This window comes from Rhodococcus sp. NPDC057529 (genome assembly GCF_042802055.1).
GTDB lineage: Bacteria > Actinomycetota > Actinomycetes > Mycobacteriales > Mycobacteriaceae > Rhodococcus_F.
This window is the reverse complement of record NZ_JBHVEY010000013.1, coordinates 1-20575: the sequence shown is the minus strand read 5'-3', so window position 1 is coordinate 20575 and position 20575 is coordinate 1. Positions and strand designations below refer to the sequence as shown.

Sequence of the window (20575 nt, the reverse complement as noted above, 5' to 3'; positions counted from 1 at the left end):
GCTATAGAGATGAGAAGGGCAGGTGGTTTCGTAGGTCAGTCCGAATCCATTGCTGCCGGCCCTCAGGCGCCCCCATTTCAGTCCCGGAAAATGTGCCGCCGCGGGCATTGTCATTCCCGTCCTTTGAGCGACGGGATCACAGTTCCGTGGTCAACGGTTGCCGTGGCTTGGTCCCACCACTCGATGAACGGATGGCCTTCAGTCTTCTTGCCGGCCGGGCGTGACGTCTCGACGCAGTGAGTCGGGAATTAAATTGTTCAAGTCACCCTTGATCAGCAGGGCCAGCCTGCGGGAGGCAGGCCGCACCTGGTTGATGCCCCCTCCGTTGAACCACAGGCCACGCTGGGCAGTCGGTCGCCAGACATTCGCCCACTCGCCCTCCTCGTCCAGGCCTGCAATCTCGCCGACGCGTTCGGCGACCTCTTCACCGAATTGCTGAGCAACCTCGGTCTTGCGGTTCTGGTATCCAGTCGCGAGCACCACGAGGTCAGCATCGAGGACGCCACCATCATCGAGCCGTACTCCCTGGGGTACGAATTCGTCGATGCGATCTGCCTGGAGGACCTTGATCCCTCCAGACACGATTACCTCGGATGCGCCAACGTTGAGGTAGTAGCCGCCACCCGTTCGAAGGAACAGGTCCAGCCAGCCGGCCCCCTCGAAGCCGTCACCCAGGCGAAGGCCCGCAAGCTCCAGACCGCGCAAGAGCTCTGCGTCGCGCTCCTTGGCGAACTGATGGTAGGTCTGCGAATTGGCGAACCGCAGTGGGTTGATCAGCCCGACGCCGTACCTGATGTCAACGAGTTCGGCGGGGGTACCGTCGAAGTATGCCGCGTACGCGAGGTTTGCGGTCTCCACGTTGTTGATGATGACGGGACTACGCTGCACCATCGTGACGGTAGCGCCGTGCTGGTGCAGGTCGAGTGCGATGTCGTGCGCGCTCGACCCGACTCCCACGACGACAGCCTTCTTACCGGCGTACGCTTCCCCGCCGCCGAATTCGGACGAGTGCATCGTCTCGCCTGCGAACGAATCCAATCCGGGAAGTTTCGGGATGTTCGGCTTACCACCGATTCCGCCGGTCGCCAGCACAATGTGTTTGGGCCGAAGTGCGCGTGTCGTGCCATCGGATCGCCGGACCGTGGCAGACCAGGAATCGACCGAGTAGTCATAGTCGGCGCCTTCAAACTCCGTTGAGGTCCAGATGTCGAGATCCAGATATCGGGCGTAGATCTCCAGCCAGTTCGCGATCACGTCTTTCGGCAGGTACTCCGGGTAGTGATCCGGGAAAGGTAGGTAAGGGAAGTGGTTCATTTCGATCGGGTTGTGCAGGTTGAGCGAATGGTATCGCTTGCGCCAGTTGTCACCGACTCGTTCATGCTTGTCGATAATCAAGGATGTGACGCCGAGCTGTGTGAGATGCGCCGCGGTCATCAAGCCTGCCTGGCCGGATCCGACGATGAGCACCTCGGGATCACGGTCTTCGAACGACCGTTCACGTTCCCGATGCTGAAGCCAATTTTCGCCTCGTCTTCCCGGCGTGTAGCCGTGGCCACGAGGGTGTGCTTCGGGAGACTCGGTGCCTTTCAGACTTTCCAGCCGGGTGTAGATCGCGCGGGCCTTGAAACCGTACGGCGATGAATCGTCAGGGGCTCCATGTAGCAGACCCACCGCGGATCCGGCGTCCGTGTCGAAATCGAAAAATACTTCGATGACTGCACTTTCACCGTTGCCTTCTACATGTGGTGCGGGCCATTCTTCAGAGATCCGAAGATTTGCAGGCTTGATGTCGTCAACGACAGACCACAACAGCTTCTCCACGGCGATTCGTCCGTGGAACTGGCGGAAGTCCCAGGTCAGTGCGCCATTGTCACGTAAGAACGACTCCTCGAGGAGAAGTTGCGCCAACTTGTCGGAACTGCGCGTCGCCAACGCTGTCTCGAAGTCGCCTAGCCAACGTTCGGCGCCTTGCCTGACTTGATTCGTGATCATCGTCGTGTCTTTCTTGTTCGACTGGACTTCGGGTGGCCGACCGCATCCTGCGGATCAAGGTAGATGTCAATTGACTAGTCTCGCCATCGAAGGACTGAGGGCACCTTCGATGGCGAGAACGCACCTGGTTGCAGTGGATGCGTCGGCGATCCCTCGGTAGGTAGGCAGGAGGGTAGTTAGTGGGATGTGATCTCCGCGAATATTGTTCGCGTATGTCGAACAAGACTCGGAGATTCCGTCGCAGACCGAGTACCGCGTGAATCTCTTCGGACTGCGACTGCCGAGCTCTGTGCAATCGGATCTCTGCGAAGGCCGAACTGCAGCGGAGGGAGTTACCCTCATCAATGTAGTGTCCGCCGCGGTGCACGCTGTGGCTGGGCGAGGCGTGCTTGGCATATCCGCCGAATATGGTCCTTTTCATCGAAGGACAGAGTTTCGGCGGCAGACGTACTCAATAGCTTCCTCACTCGTAGAAAGTACTGGTGGGGGTGCAGTCCGAACTGTATGAATATGTCCTCGTCATCCCCGCCGCCCCAGTGTCGCCATCTCAACGCGAACTCCAGCTCTTCCATTGTCGCGCGCATTGGGTTTCTCCTCGTTCTGTGCCGCCATAACGGTGGAACCTCAGGGCGGCGGCGTCCGCATATATTGTGAAGTAGCTCTTTCGGTGACTACGTGATTCCCCGACCTACGGCGGCAGACGAATGCCTACCGTCGTATGTCGGAGTCTCAACCGCACGCGTGCCGAGAATCTTCGAGTTGCGGAGGCGGGCGCACCTTGGGGTGCGTAATGTCGCTGGGAGTCAAGCGAGAACGCGACGCGCTGCGGTATCCGCTTCCTGAAGAGGAAGGTTCTCAAGAATTTCCATCTCGCTGAACAGTTCCTTGTCCGAGTTCAGATCGAAGGACAGAGCGCCGCCAACTCCAAGGACGGGCAACTCGTCGAATGGATCGAGGTCGTCGTGACCAAAGACGATGGAGCTCTTGTCCGCCGACCATGCACGAGACACGGTGTTGCCATCGCTCGGTGCGACGCAAATCGATCTGTCCACGAAGCCTGAGTAGTTGACGTTCGGGATCTCACGGACTGTCAGTGTCTTGCCGACCTGCGAGTTTGCGGCGTTGACTGCGTCGATCTCGGCGGCGGAGAGTTCGGTGCCCGTCCGAATCGTCATGGTGACCAACCGAACACCGCGCCGGGTCACACTGATCTCGAATTCGTTTCCGCCGATCGGGGTGAAGCGAATGTCGGCCATCTTCTTCAGCATGCCGAAGTACACGCCCCACGGTCCCATGATGTCCATCTCGGTCTTGTCTCCGTAGAGGCCGTCCACATACTCCCAGCCGGCGCGTCCAGCGATATCCCCGTGACGCACTCGGGCCATGAACATGAAGCCCTGATACGGCGTGATCCTGCCGTCGTAAGCGCGACACCCCGGGTTGGTGAAGTAGAGGACCTGAACCTCGGGAGGGAGGTCACGGTCGACCTTCAACGGGGGAGGAACTATGAGCTTTTCGATTGCATCGTGCGTGCTGGTGAACGTCATCGTGAAGTAGATCTGGTGGGGCATCGCTGGGCCGTCGTACTTGTACGCGTTGCCGGGTCGTGTTCCGCTGAGATTCAGGATCCCTCCGGTGTAGCCGGGGGATGCATTGTGTTCGTTCATGAGTACTCCTCGTCAAACTCTGTGAAGTGCTGGATAGGGATGAGATCTGTTCTTGCAGAACTCCGTACGGCAGGTCCTCAGCTCCCGTCGATCGCGAGCGCTGCGATGGCGGCGGCGTCCCACAGGAACACCTGCACTTCCACTACCTTCCCGTTTCGGAGGGAGAACCACTCCAACGCTCGCATCGGAATGGAATTGGTCGCGCCGTGCCAAGGGAAGGATGCATCGGCGACGATGTGGATCGTGTCTCCCTCAGTCGACGCGAAGAGTTGATCGACCACTAGGTTTTTCGCGTCGATCGGAGACGTCGGATCCGTCAACCCAGCCATCATCTTCATGACGAGATCGCGGCCCTCGTAGACACCGCCCCATGGAAGTGATTCCGGCTCACGCACCACAACCTCGGGCGCGAAGTTATCTCTGACGGTCGCTTCGATCGTTGCTGGATCGGCCGAGTTGAATGCTTGATAGATGGTCCGCACCGTTTCGCGGGCTTCGTCGATAGATTCGGTCATGACAGGATGGTCAACTTTCGCAGTCCGATATGGATTGGTGGAGATCCGTCCTTGCAGTCGCACGGCCCTCGCTGTCGAGGATCGCATCGTGCAGTTCAACTGCGCCGTTCGCTGGTCACTGAACGGCTGTCGTGGGCCGTTCCGAGCTCGCAAGGTGTGGTTACCGCCACAGTCAGCGTAAGAGAAGCAATCAATCTGCCGAATCGGCGTTCGCAATACACGAACCTTTCTGCCGGCTCGCCGTGGTGAGGTTAGTGTCCTTGCTGTCGAATAATTTCCACAGGCGAGGGCGACTCACTCGGGTTCGGCGAAGGCATATGCGGTTGCGGACTGCGGGCACGCGGCGTGAAGACTCGCATCGAGTGGAACTCGGCAGGTGCACTCGCAATCGAATTCCGCGCCTCACGAGTGCTGCCGACTTGCCCTGGTGTGACGGCGGCGGATTGTGTGTGCGCCGACGAATGCGCCGTGGAACAAACACAAACAGAAGGGGCTTTTCATCATGGGACAACGGGTACAGGGCAAGGTTGCCATCGTCACCGGCGCAGCGAGCGGCATGGGGGCAGCTGACATTCGACTGCTGGCGGAGGAGGGCGCATCGGTCGTTGCGGCCGACGTTGACAAAGTGCGCCTGGATGTTCAGGTTGCTCAGCTGGTGGAAGAGGGCCTGTCGGTTACCGGTGTGACCCTCGACGTAGCGAACCCCGACGACTGGGCGTCCGCTGTGCGTACCGCCGAGGAGATCTACGGTGCCGTGACAGTGCTGGTAAACAACGCGGGAATCCACCGCACGGTCGGCCTCGAAGACACGGACCAGATGTTGTGGGACCAGATCATCGGTATCAATCAGACCGGTGTGTTCTATGGAATGCGGGCGGTGGTGCCATCGATGCGTCGCGCCGGCGGAGGTTCGATCGTCAATATTGCCTCGATACACGGCATCGTGGGAACCGAGACTGCAACCGCCTATCACGCGAGCAAGGGCGCCGTCCGATCGATGACGAAACAGGCTGCCTGCCAGTACGGTCGTGAAAAGATCCGCGTGAACTCGATCGACCCGGGTGTGATCGAGACTCAGATTCTCGCCGATGCCCGTAAGCACACAGACTTGGAACCAATGACTCAGTTGATCCCGCTGAAACGGTTCGGCGATGCTCGTGAGATCGCGAACGGCGTGCTGTTCCTGGCATCAGACGAGGCGTCGTTTATCACTGGCACCGACCTGGTCATCGATGGCGGAATGATTGCGATTCAATAGACGAAGATCAGCGATTGCAACCTTGATCGTTCGTCGGGGTGAGCAAGGTGAACCATTTGCGCGCCGGGGTGCGGGCTGCCGTCTTGATGATCACCTGTATGGCGTCCGGCGAGGCTGACCGGTGGAGACGCCGATGGCCTCGACAGACCGAGTACTGTCGAGGCCTCGGTCGTCGAGCTCAATACCCGCACCGTCACCGCGAGCATTCCGTCAAATGCTTGCAGGCTTACCTCGGACATTTTGGAGTCAGCCGAGGGCTTCCTCTGCCCGGGGCGCTGTCACGCGCGAGTTCACTGGTGATCTGCACGACCACGAGCAGGATCCGGTTCTGGTCCACGCATCTGGAGATGCTCAACGCGGTTTCCGCCGTCCGGATCCGAACCTTGAATCGAGCTCCGGTGGTCGTTGAGGATAGGTGTGCGTGGCGGGACATAGGCCTGCGCACCTGAACGCGACGCCTGTGCGGCAGGTTCAGTGGTTGCGCTTGTGCACGAAGACGCAGGGGGTTCGGATTCGCCGCAAGGCGGCGCGCGACGGCCGCCAGCGGCGATGTGCGATAGTCCTGTACGCCGATGCGCTGCGAAGCTGGACGGCGATGTCGATGATGGCGTCTTCCTGGCCACCGACAAGGCCAAGCTCCCCGCATCGCCGCAGGATATCTTGAGCTGGGACGTCGTAACGCTCGGCCGCCACCTCGGCATGGAGCAGGAAGCTCGAGTAGACCCCGGCCCATCCCTGCACGATCGCGATACGATCCATCTTTGGCCATCGGGTGAGGTAGCGATGGACAACGTCGTCTGCCGCGTCCAGCAGCCGAGCGACATCGAGTCCAGTCTTTACTCCCATCCGGTCGAAAACCGCAGAGAGAACTTCAGTCGGCGAGTTGCCTGCCCCTGCGCCGAGGGCGCAAAGCGAACCGTCGATGTATCGAACGCCGGCTTCGAACCCGAGCACAGAGTTGGCGACACCCAGAGACATGTTTTGATGGCCGTGATACCCGACCCATGCTTCCTATCGCTACTTTCATCTCGGTGGTATGCCCGCGCCGCGTGCGGGTGGGCGGTGGCCGGCGGCATCCGGCGGCCTGCCCATGTCGGGTTAGTCACAGACCGAGATCCGCACGTCGCCGAGCCGGTCGAATTCGGCGAGGAAGTGATCACCGGGAAGCATGGGCACCGCGGCATGGATGAGATGCCCGGGCTCTAGTGCGACGCCGTCGCCACCGAGGACGTTCGCAAGCCATGCGACCACCGCGACGGGATCGCCGAGCGCGGCGGCTCCGACGCCTGCATCGATTGGTTCGCCGTTGCGTGAGAGAACCATTCCGATCATTCTGGGGTCGTAATCGGTAACCGCGACGACGTTCTCGGATGCGACCATGGCTCCGTTCGAGGCCAGATCGGCGACCGTGTCGGCCAATCGGATTCGCCAATCACGGATTCGGGAATCCACGATTTCCATTGAGGCGACGGCACCGGAGATCGCACGTCGTGCGCGTTCTGGGGTGATGCCAGGTCCGAGTAGCCGCTCACCCAGGACGAAACCGATCTCGGCTTCGAGCTTGGGCGAGATGAAGTTGCCAACGGACACCTCGGCCCCGTCGCGGAACACGGTCGAGGCCAGCACTGGACCGTAGTCAGGGGTGTTGAGACCGATCAGTTCCTGCATCGCCTCGGATGTTGCCCCGACTTTGTGGCCGATGACACGATCGCCTTCGGCCAGTAGGAGTTTGACGAGTTCCTGTTGGATCCGATATCCGTCGGCCATGGTCAGTGAACTGTGAACGTCGGTGAACGGCTCGATTGGCGTGTGATTTCGGCGCGCAGCATACAAGGATCGTGCCATCGCAACGGCATTCGGGGTCGGCACCGGGTGTTTCCCTCCGTGACAGTGTTTGGAACGGCGAGGGTATGTGCACTAGAGCGTGTCTGCTATTTGCGGACGCGGTGATGGATGACGAGCGCAGCGAAGAGTACGCCACCGAGAAAGGTGGTGGCGTACTTGTCGTAACGAGTGGCGATGCCACGCCACTGCTTCAGACGCCCGAAACCACGCTCGACGGTATTGCGTTCGCGGTACCGGTCCTTGTCGAACGCCGGCGGCCGACCCCCTTCCGATCCCTTCGCCTTGCGACGTCGGATCTGGTCACGGCATTCGGGGATGGTGTGGGAGATCCTGCGTTCCCGCAGGTGCTTTCGGGTGCTCGGGTGCGAGTACGCCTTGTCGGCCAGCAGGCGGAACGCTTCGGTGTCGTGAGCGCGGTGCGCGTCGAGCAGCGGCGCCAGGTAGGGGTTGTCGCCCGCCTGTCCCGGCGAGATCAGCAGCGTCAACGGGCAGCAGAACGTGTCGGTGAGAGCGTGGATCTTGGTGCTCAGCCCGCCGCGGGAGCGGCCGAGTGCGTGGTCGGCGGGTTCATTGGCCAGATTCTTGTCATTCGACCGAGCCCCCTGTGTGGGCATCGGTCAGGGCACCGGCGGAGTGCTGGTGGGCGCGGACGATGGTCGAGTCGATCGACAGCAGACGTTCGAGCTGTTCTTCACGTTCGGGGGCCGCGGCCCGTACGGCGGCGAACATCCGGATATAGGTGCCGTCGTCGGACCAGCGGCGATGTCGTTCCCAGATCGATTGCCACGGGCCGAAGTATTCGGGCAGATCGCGCCACGGTGACCCGGTTCGGAACCGCCAAGCGATCCCGTCGAGCGTCAACCGATGGTCATTCCACGGACGTCCCCGCCGACCAGCCAGTGCGGGGAGGACGGGCTCGATCACAGCCCACAAATCATCGGAGATCTCATCGGCGCGCAACACTCACCCAGCATCACGCATCAATCCCCGAACATTAAGCAGACACGCTCTAGGCCCCAGCGTGCGATGTGTGTTCACCATAGCCGAACAACCACCGAATATTGCGGTCATCGACAGTAGAGTTTCCTGGGATATGCTGCTCTGAAACAGAATTGAGGAAATATGGAAGAGAACAAGACGGTATGCCGTGAGTACCTGGACGCGATCGGCAGAGGGGACGCCGCCGGGGTGCGCTCGTGTGTGACTGATGACTTCGTTCACGTTCAGCTAGGGACGAGCAGCGCTTCGGGTCGTCGTGACCTGCAGGGCGTCCTCGAGCTGGTGGAGATGCTCGATCAGATCACCGTGTCCGGGGTCGATTTCACGTTCGAAAGCATGACCGAGGAGCGGAACCGGGTTGCGACGTTGGTAACCGGCAAGTCGGAACTTATCGGGGGCGGTCGGTACGACAACATCTATTCCATCCTCTTTCATCTTCGCGACGGAAGGATCTTCATGATGGAGGAGCTGTTGGACACCAAGTATCTGGATACCGCGCTGGCCGGTGTCCTCGGAGGAATCCAGACTGGATGATCTGGGCATTGAATAGACTACGGGCCCGACCATACCCTGGTGGGGCCCGCAATCTGGATTAGTCAGGAGTCGAGTGCGCCTTCGAGTGCAATGACCGGCAGCGCGCGCTCGGTCATGCTCTGGAAGGCTGCGTAACTGGGTGCCATCGCGACAGCGGCATCCCATACCTTCGTTCGCTCGGCACTGCCACCGAGCACTTCCCGTACCGTGACATCGATTCGCCGCCGTTGGAGGGCGACCTGTGCGTGTGGGGTGGCCCGCAGGTTGTGCACCCTAGGAAGGATCTTTCGAGGATCCGGCGGCGGACCCGATGATATAGGCAGTGCCGTCGACACGGAAGTAGGGCATCGCCGTGTCTCGTTGCCGTCCGGTGCGCCTGTCTCGGTCGACTGATGTGAGTAGGACATTGATACTCCTGCTGTCGCAGATCGTCGTTGGCCAGATTCTGTACGCGGATTGGATCGTGGTTGATTCTGTTGAAAATGCTGAGCACACGTTGAGTAGCAGTGCAGTGGCTCTGAATGGTGGTTCGCAATACCCGAACCGTCATGTCGTCGCCTGATCTGACGAAATACGCTGCTCCTCGGGCCCAACGTCCGGCTTTCGGGTATGTGGGCCACATGGGACAACCGCCCGTGTTTCGATTCGAAAAGGAGTGTGGGATGGGCTTGTTGGACGGCAAAGTCGTGCTGATTACGGGGGGTGCTCGTGGACAGGGACGTGCTCATGCTTTGACCTCGGCTCGCGAGGGTGCGGACGTTTTGATCGTCGACATTGCAACGCAACTGGACACGGTTCCGTATCCGATGGCGTCACCGTCGGATCTCGCTGAGACTGTGGGACTCGTGGAGGATTTGGGCAGGCGGGCGATCGCGGTGCAAGCAGATGTGCGATCACAACCGGAGATCGATCGCGCCGTAGCGGAAACCATCGGCCGGCTGGGCAAGCTCGACGCGCTCGTAATCAATCATGGAATTTGGTCTTCGGCACCGTTCTGGGATATTACAGATCGCCAATGGGAGGAGATGCTCGGGGTCAACCTCTCTGCGGTGTGGCGGTGCGCGAAAGCAGTTGCTCCGCACATGATCGAGCGGGGACAGGGATCCATCGTGGTGACTGCCTCGGTTGCCGGTTTCGAGCCGGGCTTCAATGCGACGCACTATTCGACCGCCAAACATGGAGTTGTCGGTCTTGTGCGAAACCTGGCTTACGAGCTCGCCCCGCACGGGGTGCGGTGCAATGCGGTAGCTCCGGGTGTGATCGACACCCCCATGATCAACAGCCAGGTCTCGGTCGACATTCTGGTCGGACGCCCGGGCGGCACGACCGCCGATCTCGTTGCGGCAGGTTCGCATTACCACGCACTCAAAGGTGCGACGGCGTTGCCGCCGCAGGCTGTGGCGGATGCGGTGCTGTGGCTCAATTCCGATATGGCCGCCAGCGTCACTGGCGTCACCGTGCCGGTCGATGCCGGCCACATGACTCTTCCCGGGTTCAATCATGCGCCGACGAGTTGAGTGTTCTATCGTTGCTCGACGAACCAGGTGGCGATCTGGGTCCGCGATGTGAAACCGAGCTTCATCAGAATGTTCTCGACATGTCCTTGGGCGGTGCGCTGTGAAATGACGAGACGCTCCGCGATTGCCTTGTTGGTGAGCCCCTGCGCGACCAGTGTCGCCACCTCCGTTTCACGCTTGGTCAGCTCGGTCAACTCGCCGGCGTGCGTTCTCTTCGAAGTCGGCAGTTCGTCGAGTGCGAAGGCGACCGCCGCATCGCGATCCATCTCCCTGCCACGCACTGTCGCCGTCTCGAAACCCTTCATGCCGAGAGCGCCGCGTGCTTGGCGTTCGCACACGTCCTGGAAGACCTGCATGTCGGAGAAGGTGACGTTTTCCCCACCCATCCGCTGCCACAACGCATCGGCTGCACCCAACAGGGTGGCCGCCCTCTTCTCGTGGTGCTGGTCCGCTGCGATCCATGCCAGGACCTGCAGGCACCAGGCGGTGGCCAGCGGATCGTCCACCTGACGGGTGAGTCTCAGACCGCGTTCGAGTGACCGCACGGCTTCGCCGGGATCTCCCTGTCTCCACAGGGAGATCCCGAGGGCCCATAGCGGGTAGGACTGCAGTACAGACGGACCGCAGGGTTTCGACAGCTCGAGTGCTTGGTAGAAACGTGAGACGGCTTGCCCCATGTCGCCGAGGAGCATGTTCGCGAGCCCAATTCCTTGAACTGATCCGAGTTGCATGAAAGTGTTGCCCCGGTCGCGGAATATCTCGAGGGCGCTACTCAGGTGGGTGACGGCGAGGCTGGGTTCGCCCTGGTAGAGCCTGTGGAATCCGTGGGCGTACTCGGCGAAGGCGTCGATCGCACGATCCGTTGACCGGTCGCCGATTGCGACGGCCTCGTCGATCAGTTCGGCGGCTGACAGCGTGTCGCCTTGAAGCCCGGCCAGCACGCTGTCGATGAACAGCGCGCGGGAACGGTCGCCGTTGCATTGATGCTGAACTCGCAAGGCCCGATCGAGCCATCTGCGGCCCTCACCGAACAGGCCTCGAGTGAGCCAGAAGGGGTACAGGGTGGTGGCGATCAGGAGACCGGCTCGATCTTCTCCGGGTTCGGTGAGGCAGAACTCCATCGCGTCTCGCAGATTGGGTTGTTCACGGTCGAGTCGTGATATCCATTCACTGTGCTGCGACGTGACCCAGCCATCCGCGCCGCGTGCTGCCAGTCGGCCGAACCAGTCCCTGTGCCGGCGTCGTAGGGTCGGGTAGTCACCGCTGGCGCCTAGCTTCTCCAGGCCGTATTCGCGCAACGTTTCGAGGAGCCGGTACCGGACGACGGACCCCGGCTCTTCTCTGATGAGGATGGACTTGTCGACGAGCGAGCCGACGACGTCGAGCAGCGTCTGGTCGGTCCACGCGTCGACACAGACTCCCGCTATTGCGTCGAGTTCGACGCCGCCGGCGAAGACGGAGAGGCGTGCCCACAGTGATTGTTCCTGTGGCGTGCACAAGTCATAGCTCCAGTCGACCGACAGCCGCAATGTCTGTTGGCGGGACGGAGCGCCGCGGTATCCGCTGGTCAGTAGCTCGTATCGACCAGTCAGATGGTCCAAGATCTGTGACGTGGACATTGCGCGCAATCGCGCGGCCGCCAATTCGATCGGAAGCGGCAAGCCGTCGAGGCGATGACAGATCTGAGCGACTGTCATCCTGTTTTCCTCGGTGAGCTCGAACTCGGGCAAGTTCGACCTGGCGCGCTCGGCGAAGAGTGTCAGCGCGTCGTAGCCGTGTTGCCCCTGGGTTGCCTGTGGACGGGCCAAATCGGGTGTTTCGAGCGGCGGTACCCGCATGATCGATTCGCCACCGATGTTCAGTGGCTCGCGGCTCGTGGAAAGAATCCGCAGTTCCGGGCAGGTCCGGAGTAGCGATTCGCTCAACTCGGCAATTGCGCTGAGGATGTGCTCACAGTTGTCGAGTACGAGGAGCAGCCGTCGCGAGGCGAGATGCTCTGCCAGGACTTCGTAGATCGGTCGATTGGTGTGGTTGCGCACCCGCAGCGCGTCCGCGACCGTTTCGGCAAGTAGCGAAGCGTCCCGAACCTCGCCCAGCTCGACCAACCAGACGCCGTCGGCGAATGCGCGTTGTGTGGCTGCGGCAGCCCTGAGTGCGAGGCGTGTCTTCCCGACACCGCCGATACCGGTCAGAGTTACCAGCCGGGACACCGACAACAGCCGCTTGACCTCGGATTGTTCGCGTCGTCGCCCGACGAAGCTGGTCAGCTCCATGGGCAGGTTCCCGACCACTTTGCGTGCTATCTCAACCACCTCTCGATGCTGCCACCTTCGGTGAACATATTCCATGGACATCTGCCCTTAAGCGGCGAGGTGACTGCTCACCGTTGACCGCGCCGCTGGAGACTCCTGGCCGAAAACAGGTAGGTATCCCCGCAATGTGGCCGGTACACCGGCCGCCGTACGGCAAGAAGCTTGACGCTGGACCTTGTGACCGCTCCTGTTGTCGGCGACGACATCGGTGGTGGTCGAACACAGCAGATGTAGGAGCCATGATGCTCGGAACCGTTACCAAGGCAGGAAAAGTGCTGGATCTGTTCACCGCCTCGAGCCCGGAGTGGGGTGTTCGCGAGGTTGCCGACCGGCTGCAGATCCCCAAGTCCAGCGCGCATGCACTGTTGGCGACTCTGAGCGGCATCGGCTTGGTACGCAGGCTCGCAGAGGGCAGATACCGGCTCGGCTGGCGCATAGTGGAGCTGAACCGGACCCTGATCGACAGCACTGACCTTCTGACGGCTGCGCGCCCGCAACTGGGGTATCTCGCCGACCAATTACGCGCGACAGTCCAGGTCGCGGCGCTCCGTGAAGACGCGGTGATCGTCCTCGACAAGGTCGTCGGAGCCGGAATCGCGGACTTCAGCGCGTCGGCGGTGGGACGGGCAGCACCCATCCACTGTTCCGCGTTGGGGAAGGTTCTGCTGGCGCATCTCGACGTGTGCCGTGTAGATACCATCGTCGAACGTCACGGTCTCGAGAGACGAACCGCCCGCACAATCACCTCGTCGTCGCGGTTTCGCGCGGAACTCGAGGCGGTTCGGCTTCGCGGCTGCGGCTACGACATCGAAGAGTCGACGGGCCGGCAATGCTGTGTCGCCGCGCCCGTTCGTGATGCGGATGGGGATGTATATGCTGCAATCAGCATTACCCTGCCTCTGCATCCGTTCCGGCGGAATCCCGAGATGGTGTGTCGCGCCGTGCAGCGCGCGGCGGCCGGGGTCTCGAGGATCAGTTGTCCGGTCGAACAACGCCACATTGATGGATCATCATGAGTGAGGTTTGCGTCTTCGCTCCGTTCGGGCATTCCGAACAGCGATTCTGAACAGACAGCCCCCTCCTTACAGTGGCCAACTACTGATGTGGTCGCCGGTAAGGCCGATATGGGAACACACCATCTTCCGTTTGCCTGTGCGGTCGCTGACAACGACCCGAACAAGAAAGCTGACCTCCTTGTCCTCGATCGACCTCGTACCTGCGTTTCTCGGACGCCAAACAACATGCGGGCGACATGTTCGCATCCTTGCCCTGGTCGCTGCACTGATAATTCTGGACGGAGTTGATCTTCAACTGCTCGCCCTGACCACCCCACGAATCGTTGACGACTGGAAGATCGACGCCGCTGTGATGGCACCGGCACTGACCGCAGCTCTCGTGGGAATGGCCGTCGGTACTCTCGTCGGTGGGTGGTTAGGCGACCGGTTCGGCAGGCGCCGGGTAATTCTCTTCAGTGCAACGGTCTTCGGCGTCATGACACTTGCTACGAGTCAAGCAGCGGATGTCACTGCGCTAACGGGCATCCGCTTTCTCGCCGGATGCGGTTTCGGTGCCGTCACACCCAATATCTATTCGCTGTCCGGTGAAATATTTCCCGCCAGCCTGCGTGCACGCGTGATGGGAATACTCGCCGTGGGCATTCCTCTCGGTGGTGTCGTCGGTGCCGGAATCGCCCTCGTCGCGATCGGTCCCCTGGGTTGGCGGGGATGTTTCGTGCTCGTTGGCGCCATCACCATCGCGGTAGTGACGGCCGCGTGGCGCGGACTCCCCGAGTCCCCGAGTTACTACTTCATGTCGGGTTCGGTCGAGAAGGCCGTATCGACGTTGCATTGGATTACCGGCCGAACTACGGCCGAAATCCGCACGCTGGCTGATGCAGTTGCCGTCGAAGTGCGTGGTGCCACTACTGCGGCGGATGGTTATAACGAGACCGACAGCGGCGGAATCTTCGGAAGCCGAAGCTTGCGTCTTACCGTGGGGGCCTCGATTTCGTTCTTTGCGCTCTTCTTCATCACTTATGGCCTTCTCAATTGGCAACCAACTCTCCTTGAGTCGGCCGGCCTCGCGCTCGACACTGTGTTGCAGGCGAGCCTGGTCCTCAACATCATGTCGACCGTCGGCGGGCTCCTTGTCGCAGTCGGACTCGACCGGGTCGGCTCGCGGGTCACCATAATCTCCGGTGCGGTCGTCGCGGCCGGAGCGCTCGCCGCCATGCCGATGCTGATTTCGGTCGCGGTTGGCGGTAGCGGCGGCGGTGAGATCGCCCTGTTCGTCTCGATCGCGGCAATAGGCTTCATTATCGGCTATGTAGGCGCAACTCTGTACGCCAATGTCGCGGTGGGCTATCCAATCCGATTTCGCTCCAGTGGTGTCGGGTTTACCGCTGCAGTCGCACGTTCGGCAGGAATCGTTGTCACATTCACGGGAGGGTTTCTTCTCTCCGCAGCGGCTAGCGGTGTGATGTTCTTTGTGACTTTGGTCGTGATGAGCGTCGTCTTGGTGATCGGGGCTTTGATCAACAATCGTCATATCGTGCCGTTTCGAAGGCACCTGCCTGGTTCGCGCGCGGCTCGTCACCGCGACGCTCGCGCGCTGGAATGAGCGGCTCCGGCCGAATTCAACTGCTGTAGAAATTGTTCGAGCGTCACTCCCGCGGCACGAAACGATACGACGAGAGATGGAATATGAACGACAAGCCGGAGCGTCTGCGCGAGATTGCGCGCACAATCGAGATCGACGGGCTCGAGACCAACTATCTGGAGATTGGCAAGGGCGACACCCTGGTCCTGCTTCACGGAGGCGAATTCGGGGCATCCGCCGAATTGTGCTGGGAAGAAAACATTTTTGAGCTGTCGAGCCATTTTCGCGTGATAGCCCCGGACTGGCTCGGATTCGGTAAGACTGCGAAGGTGCATGATTTCGTCGACGGCAAGGAAAGACGCCTCCGGCACATGTCGCAGTTCTGTCGAGCAGTGGATGTCGATGACGCAGTCTTCGTGGGAAATTCCATGGGGGGCGCGATGCTTCTCGCTGATGCCGCATCTGCCTCCCCGCTTCTGCCCGCGCGCAAAATCATCAGCGTCTGTGGCGGAGGCACCATGGCCAAGAATGACTCCGTCGACGCGCTGTTCGCTTATGACGGTTCCTTCGAGGCGATGGAAAGACTGCTAGGGGCATTGTTCCATGGTGAGTACTGGCGTTCAGATCGCAGCTACATTCGCCGGCGTCATTCGGCCAGTATCCAACCTGGTGCATGGGAAGCAGTAGCAGCGGCGAGATTCCGTCGACCTACTGCCGCCGCTGCGAAGGAATCGAGCCGGAGGCCCGATTATCGCGCGATCGATGTCCCCGTGTTGATCGTTGCGGGGAACCAGGACAAGCTCAAGCCGCGTGGATGGGCTCGAGAGCTTGCAAGCGATGTCCCAGGCGCGACGTATGTCGACATCGACGACGCCGGGCACTGCCCGCAAATCGAGCAGCCTGATCGTTTTCACCGTGTACTACTCGATTTCATCGAGAGTTGATCGCGTAGTAGCCGATGTCCAGAAGGTGGGAAACTTCACTTCGGTTTGGTTGGCTCGAGGGGAGAAGGCCACGACATGCGAGTCCTACGCCGATCGCCATGTCACATGAACAAGGGTTACCCGGTGCAACTGGGTTTGATAGGTCTAGGGCGCTGCGGCAGCAGTTCGGCGGAAACCGGACGATGGAGGCAGTGCAGTCATGATGAAGCTTGGTTACAAGGCGTCCGCGGAACAGTTCGGTCCGCGGGAGTTGGTGGAGCTGGGTGTGCTGGCGGAGCGGCACGGGATGGATTCGGCGACGGTGTCGGATCATTTCCAGCCGTGGCGGCACGAGAGCGGACATGCGCCGTTCTCGCTGTCATGGATGACGGCGGTCGGGGAGCGCACCTCACGGTTGCAGTTGGGGACGTCGGTGATGACGCCGACGTTCCGGTACAACCCGGCGGTGGTGGCGCAGGCGTTCGCGACGATGGGGTGTCTGTACCCGGGGCGGATCATGCTCGGTGTCGGTACCGGCGAGGCGCTGAACGAGATCGCGACCGGTTTTGCGGGCGAGTGGCCGGAGTTCAAGGAGCGGTTCGCGCGGCTGCGGGAAGCGGTGCGGTTGATGCGGGAACTCTGGTTGGGTGACCGGGTCGATTTCGAGGGCGACTACTTCACCACGAAGGGGGCGTCGATCTACGACGTGCCCGAGGGCGGGATCCCGGTGTACATCGCCGCGGGCGGCCCGGTGGTGGCCCGGTACGCCGGTCGCAGTGGTGACGGGTTCATCTGCACGTCCGGTAAGGGCATGGAGTTGTACACCGAGAAGTTGATGCCGGCGGTCGCGGAGGGGGCGGCCAAGGCCGGCCGGGATGTCGCGGAGATCGACAAGATGATCGAGATCAAGATTTCCTACGACACGGATCCGGAGTTGGCGCTCGAGAACACCCGGTTCTGGGCGCCGCTGTCGTTGACGCCGGAGCAGAAGCATTCGATCGACGATCCGATCGAGATGGAGAAGGCGGCGGATGCGTTGCCGATCGAGCAGGTCGCGAAGCGGTGGATCGTGGCGTCGGATCCGGACGAGGCGGTCGCGCAGATCCGCCCGTATCTCGACGCCGGGTTGAACCACCTCGTCTTCCACGCACCCGGGCACGATCAGAAGCGGTTCCTCGAGCTGTTCGAGAAGGACCTGGCACCCCGGCTGCGGGGACTCGCATGACACACAACGTGACCGATACCCCGCTGTGGCAGAAACTGTCCGATCACCATCGGGAAGTCGCATCCACGCACCTGCGGGAATTGTTCGACACCGACCCGAACCGCGGCACCGACCTTGCCCTCACCGCAGCCGACCTCTACATCGACTACAGCAAGCACCGCGTCAACCGCGACACCCTTGGGCTCCTCCTGGATCTGGCCCGAGCGGCGGGTGTGGAGGAACGCCGGGACGCGATGTTCGCGGGCGAACACATCAATACCTCCGAGGACCGCGCGGTGCTGCACACCACGCTGCGGATGCCGCCCGAGGGTGAGCTGATCGTGAACGGGCAGAACGCGATCGCGGAGGTGCACGCGGTGCTCCGTCGGATGGGCGAGTTCACCGACCGGGTGCGGTCCGGTGACTGGCAAGGGGCCACCGGGCAGCCCATCCGCACGGTGGTGAACATCGGGATCGGGGGTTCGGACCTGGGGCCGGCGATGGTGTCCCGGGCGTTGCGGCATTACGCGGACGGCCCCGAGGTGCGGTTCGTGTCGAACATCGACCCTGCGGACCTGCTGTCGACTCTGACGGATCTCGACCCGGCGAGCACACTGTTCGTGGTGGTGTCGAAAACGTTCTCCACGTTGGAGACGATGACCAACGCGGCGGCGGCCCGCCGGTGGCTCACCGAGGCACTAGGGGAGGGTGCGGTCCCGCAGCATTTCGTCGCCGTCTCCACCGACGAGGAACGGGTGGCCGCGTTCGGCATCGACCGGGCGAGCACGTTCGGGTTCTGGGACTGGGTCGGGGGGCGGTACTCGGTAGGTTCGGCCGTCGGGCTCGCGGTGATGGCCGCGATCGGCCGGGAACGCTTCGCCGAGTTCCTCGACGGTTTCCATGCCATTGATGAGCACTTCCGCACCGCCCCGCTCGAGGCCAACGCGCCGGTCCTGCTGGGTCTGCTGGGGGTCTGGTACGCGAGCTTCTTCGGTTGCGATTCTCGTGCGGTGTTGCCGTACTCGAATGATCTCGTCCGGTTTCCGGCGTACCTGCAGCAGCTGGCGATGGAGTCGAACGGGAAGTCGGTACGGGCGGACGGAAGCCCCGTCGAGGTGATGACGGGTGAGGTGTTCTGGGGTGAGCCGGGCACCAACGGTCAGCACGCCTTCCACCAGTTGCTGCATCAGGGCACGCGGTTGATACCCGTGGACTTTGTGGGTTTCGCGCATCCCCTCACGGATCTCCCGACTCTCGACGGGGTGGGGTCGATGCACGGGGTGCTGGTGGCGAACATGCTCGCCCAGTCCAAGGTGTTGGCGTTCGGCAAGACAGCAGACGAGATCGCTGCCGAGGGCGCCGAGACCGAGCGGATTCCGCACAAGGTGATGCCCGGCAACCGGCCCTCCACCACCATTCTCGGGAGCAGGCTCACCCCGTCGACCCTGGGACAGCTGATCGCCCTGTATGAGCACCAGGTGTTCGTGCAGGGGGTTGTGTGGGGTATCGATTCGTTCGACCAGTGGGGAGTCGAACTCGGCAAGACCTCAGCACTGGAACTGGGACCGGTTCTCGCGGACCCTGACAGTTCCGCCGCCCTCGGGGACAGTTCCACCGACGGATTGATCAATGAGTACCGGCGAGCACGGGGCGGACACTTATGCCTGCGTTGATGTTGAAACTTCCGACACCGGTCGCCGAGTCCTGGGACTGGCAACTCACTGCGGCATGCCGGGACGCCGATCCCACGGTGTTCTTCCACCCTGACAACGAACGCGGCGAACCACGCAAGAGTCGAATACGTGAAGCCAAGCGGATCTGTCGTCGTTGTCCGGTGCGGGCCCGGTGCCTCAAGTACGCACTCGAAGCCAGGGAACGTCACGGGACGTGGGGTGGATACACCGAAGACGAACGACGAACACTCCAGCGACAGTCCGCACAGTACGAGCGAGACCGCGCTTCCTGAACTCGCGGATGCTGCTGCACCCTCACGATTCAAGGCAACGCGACTGGGTCGAATCCTCTGGCATCGCGCTCCAAACGGCAAGCTGGAAACTGGACAGGCAGGAGACAAGATGACTGAGAAGCAACCAGCGGTCATTCACGCCCCGGCGCCGTCCGCGTCTGCGATGCGGCGGGTGTTGCGGCGGGCGCGGGACGGTGCCACGTTGAACGTGGACGAGGCGGCGGTGTTGTTGCAGGCGCGTGGCGAGGATTTGGTGGATTTGTGTTCGTCGGCGGCGAAGGTCCGTGATGCCGGGTTGCTGGCGGCGGGTCGGCCGGGGGCGGTGACGTATTCGCGGAAGGTGTTCATCCCGCTGACGCGGTTGTGCCGGGACCGGTGCCATTACTGCACGTTCGTGACGGTGCCGGGCAGGTTGCGGGCGGAGGGGCGGGGGGCGTACCTGGAACCGGACGAGGTCCTCGAGATCGCCCGGCAGGGCGCCGAATTGGGCTGCAAGGAGGCCCTGTTCACGTTGGGGGACCGGCCGGAGGAGCGGTGGCCGGAGGCCAAGCAGTGGCTCGACGAGCGGGGCTACGACTCGACGCTGGACTACCTGCGGGCGATGTCGATCCGGGTGCTCGAGGAGACCGGGCTGCTGCCGCACCTGAACCCGGGTGTGATGAGCTGGGAGGAGATCTCCCGCCTCAAGCCGGTGGCCCCGTCGATGGGGATGATGCTCGAGACCACCTCCACCCGGTTGTTCACCGACAAGGGCGAATGCCATTACGGCAGCCCGGACAAGGACCCGGCGGTGCGGTTGCGCACCCTGACCGACGCGGGCCGGCTCAGTGTGCCGTTCACCACCGGCATCCTGGTCGGCATCGGTGAGACGGTCCGGGAGCGGGCCGAGTCGATCATGGCGATCCGGAAGTCGCACAAGGCGTTCGGGCACGTCCAGGAGGTGATCGTGCAGAACTTCCTGGCCAAACCGGACACCGCGATGCGCGATGCCCCCGACGCCGGCCTCGAGGAGTTCACCGCGACGATCGCGGTGTCCCGGCTGCTGCTGGGCCCGGGGATGCGGATCCAGTCGCCACCGAATCTGGTGTCGATGACCGAGTGCGCGGCACTGCTCGGGGCCGGGGTCGACGACTGGGGTGGGGTCTCGCCGCTGACCCCGGATCATGTGAACCCGGAACGGCCGTGGCCGAACCTGGACACCCTGGCCGAGATCACCGCGGCCACCGGGTTCGAGCTCACCGAACG

The 20575-nt window shown here is 62.0% G+C and carries 16 protein-coding genes and 2 pseudogenes; 10 read left to right on the top strand and 8 right to left on the bottom strand.

What is annotated here, in order from left to right:
- Positions 1–198: 198 nt before the first annotated feature.
- The 3 genes from ACFU5V_RS24700 to ACFU5V_RS24690 all read right to left on the bottom strand — a co-directional run bounded on the left by ACFU5V_RS24700 (position 199) and on the right by ACFU5V_RS24690 (position 4174).
- Positions 199–1992, bottom strand: coding sequence for a flavin-containing monooxygenase (locus ACFU5V_RS24700; protein ID WP_378702742.1), 1794 nt, complete (start codon positions 1990–1992; stop codon positions 199–201).
- Between the two features lie 803 nt (positions 1993–2795).
- The gene (locus ACFU5V_RS24695) at positions 2796–3659 is read right to left on the bottom strand and encodes an acetoacetate decarboxylase family protein (RefSeq protein ID WP_378702741.1); all 864 of its coding nucleotides are present in this window, start codon (positions 3657–3659) and stop codon (positions 2796–2798) included.
- A gap of 77 nt (positions 3660–3736) precedes the next feature.
- Entirely contained in the window at positions 3737–4174 is a 438-nt protein-coding gene (locus ACFU5V_RS24690) for a nuclear transport factor 2 family protein (RefSeq protein WP_378702740.1), read from the bottom strand.
- Positions 4175–4676: 502 nt separating this feature from the next.
- Here ACFU5V_RS24690 and ACFU5V_RS24685 point away from each other — a divergent pair.
- Positions 4677–5432: an SDR family NAD(P)-dependent oxidoreductase gene (locus ACFU5V_RS24685; RefSeq protein ID WP_378702739.1), complete on the top strand. Its 756-nt coding sequence runs from the start codon at positions 4677–4679 to the stop codon at positions 5430–5432.
- Positions 5433–6002: 570 nt separating this feature from the next.
- On the opposite strand, the pseudogene ACFU5V_RS24680 reads toward ACFU5V_RS24685, so the two are convergent.
- The 3 genes and pseudogenes from ACFU5V_RS24680 to ACFU5V_RS24670 form a co-directional block, all read right to left on the bottom strand.
- A pseudogene (locus tag ACFU5V_RS24680) lies at positions 6003–6443 on the bottom strand (4-hydroxy-2-oxovalerate aldolase); the annotation flags it as partial.
- Positions 6444–6530: 87 nt separating this feature from the next.
- Positions 6531–7199: a 2-keto-4-pentenoate hydratase gene (locus ACFU5V_RS24675; protein ID WP_378702738.1), complete on the bottom strand. Its 669-nt coding sequence runs from the start codon at positions 7197–7199 to the stop codon at positions 6531–6533.
- A gap of 164 nt (positions 7200–7363) precedes the next feature.
- Positions 7364–8240, bottom strand: a pseudogene (locus ACFU5V_RS24670) (IS5 family transposase).
- A gap of 159 nt (positions 8241–8399) precedes the next feature.
- Between ACFU5V_RS24670 and ACFU5V_RS24665 the strand changes: the two are divergent.
- Positions 8400–8810 carry a nuclear transport factor 2 family protein gene (locus ACFU5V_RS24665; protein WP_378702737.1) on the top strand — a complete coding sequence of 137 codons (411 nt, stop codon included), beginning with the start codon at positions 8400–8402 and terminating at the stop codon, positions 8808–8810.
- 62 nt (positions 8811–8872) lie between these two features.
- Here ACFU5V_RS24665 and ACFU5V_RS24660 read toward each other — a convergent pair whose 3' ends face one another.
- Complete coding sequence (locus ACFU5V_RS24660) at positions 8873–9082, bottom strand: nitroreductase/quinone reductase family protein (RefSeq protein WP_378702736.1); 210 nt, start codon at positions 9080–9082, stop codon at positions 8873–8875.
- A gap of 390 nt (positions 9083–9472) precedes the next feature.
- On the opposite strand from ACFU5V_RS24660, the gene ACFU5V_RS24655 reads away from it, so the two are divergent.
- The gene (locus ACFU5V_RS24655) at positions 9473–10327 is read left to right on the top strand and encodes a mycofactocin-coupled SDR family oxidoreductase (RefSeq protein ID WP_378702735.1); all 855 of its coding nucleotides are present in this window, start codon (positions 9473–9475) and stop codon (positions 10325–10327) included.
- 5 nt (positions 10328–10332) lie between these two features.
- On the opposite strand, the gene ACFU5V_RS24650 is transcribed toward ACFU5V_RS24655, so the two are convergent.
- Complete coding sequence (locus tag ACFU5V_RS24650) at positions 10333–12639, bottom strand: ATP-binding protein (protein ID WP_378702733.1); 2307 nt, start codon at positions 12637–12639, stop codon at positions 10333–10335.
- 239 nt (positions 12640–12878) lie between these two features.
- Between ACFU5V_RS24650 and ACFU5V_RS24645 the strand changes: the two genes are divergently transcribed.
- From ACFU5V_RS24645 to cofG, 7 genes are all read left to right on the top strand, one after another.
- Entirely contained in the window at positions 12879–13655 is a 777-nt protein-coding gene (locus ACFU5V_RS24645; protein WP_378702731.1) for an IclR family transcriptional regulator, read from the top strand.
- Positions 13656–13833: 178 nt separating this feature from the next.
- Positions 13834–15258, top strand: a complete 1425-nt coding sequence (locus ACFU5V_RS24640) for an MFS transporter (protein ID WP_378702729.1) — start codon at positions 13834–13836, stop codon at positions 15256–15258.
- Positions 15259–15341: 83 nt separating this feature from the next.
- Positions 15342–16181, top strand: coding sequence for an alpha/beta fold hydrolase (locus ACFU5V_RS24635; protein WP_378702727.1), 840 nt, complete (start codon positions 15342–15344; stop codon positions 16179–16181).
- 199 nt (positions 16182–16380) lie between these two features.
- A complete protein-coding gene (gene fgd, locus ACFU5V_RS24630) occupies positions 16381–17385 on the top strand; it encodes a glucose-6-phosphate dehydrogenase (coenzyme-F420) (protein ID WP_378702725.1) in 1005 nt (334 codons plus the stop codon).
- A complete protein-coding gene (gene pgi, locus ACFU5V_RS24625) occupies positions 17382–19037 on the top strand; it encodes a glucose-6-phosphate isomerase (RefSeq protein ID WP_378702723.1) in 1656 nt (551 codons plus the stop codon). The genes fgd and pgi overlap by 4 nt, the downstream gene beginning before the upstream one ends.
- The gene (locus tag ACFU5V_RS24620; RefSeq protein WP_378702721.1) at positions 19025–19330 is read left to right on the top strand and encodes a WhiB family transcriptional regulator; all 306 of its coding nucleotides are present in this window, start codon (positions 19025–19027) and stop codon (positions 19328–19330) included. Before pgi ends, ACFU5V_RS24620 begins: the two co-directional genes overlap by 13 nt.
- A gap of 109 nt (positions 19331–19439) precedes the next feature.
- On the top strand, positions 19440–20575 hold a 1136-nt coding region (gene cofG / locus ACFU5V_RS24615; RefSeq protein ID WP_378702719.1), incomplete at its 3' end, for a 7,8-didemethyl-8-hydroxy-5-deazariboflavin synthase CofG.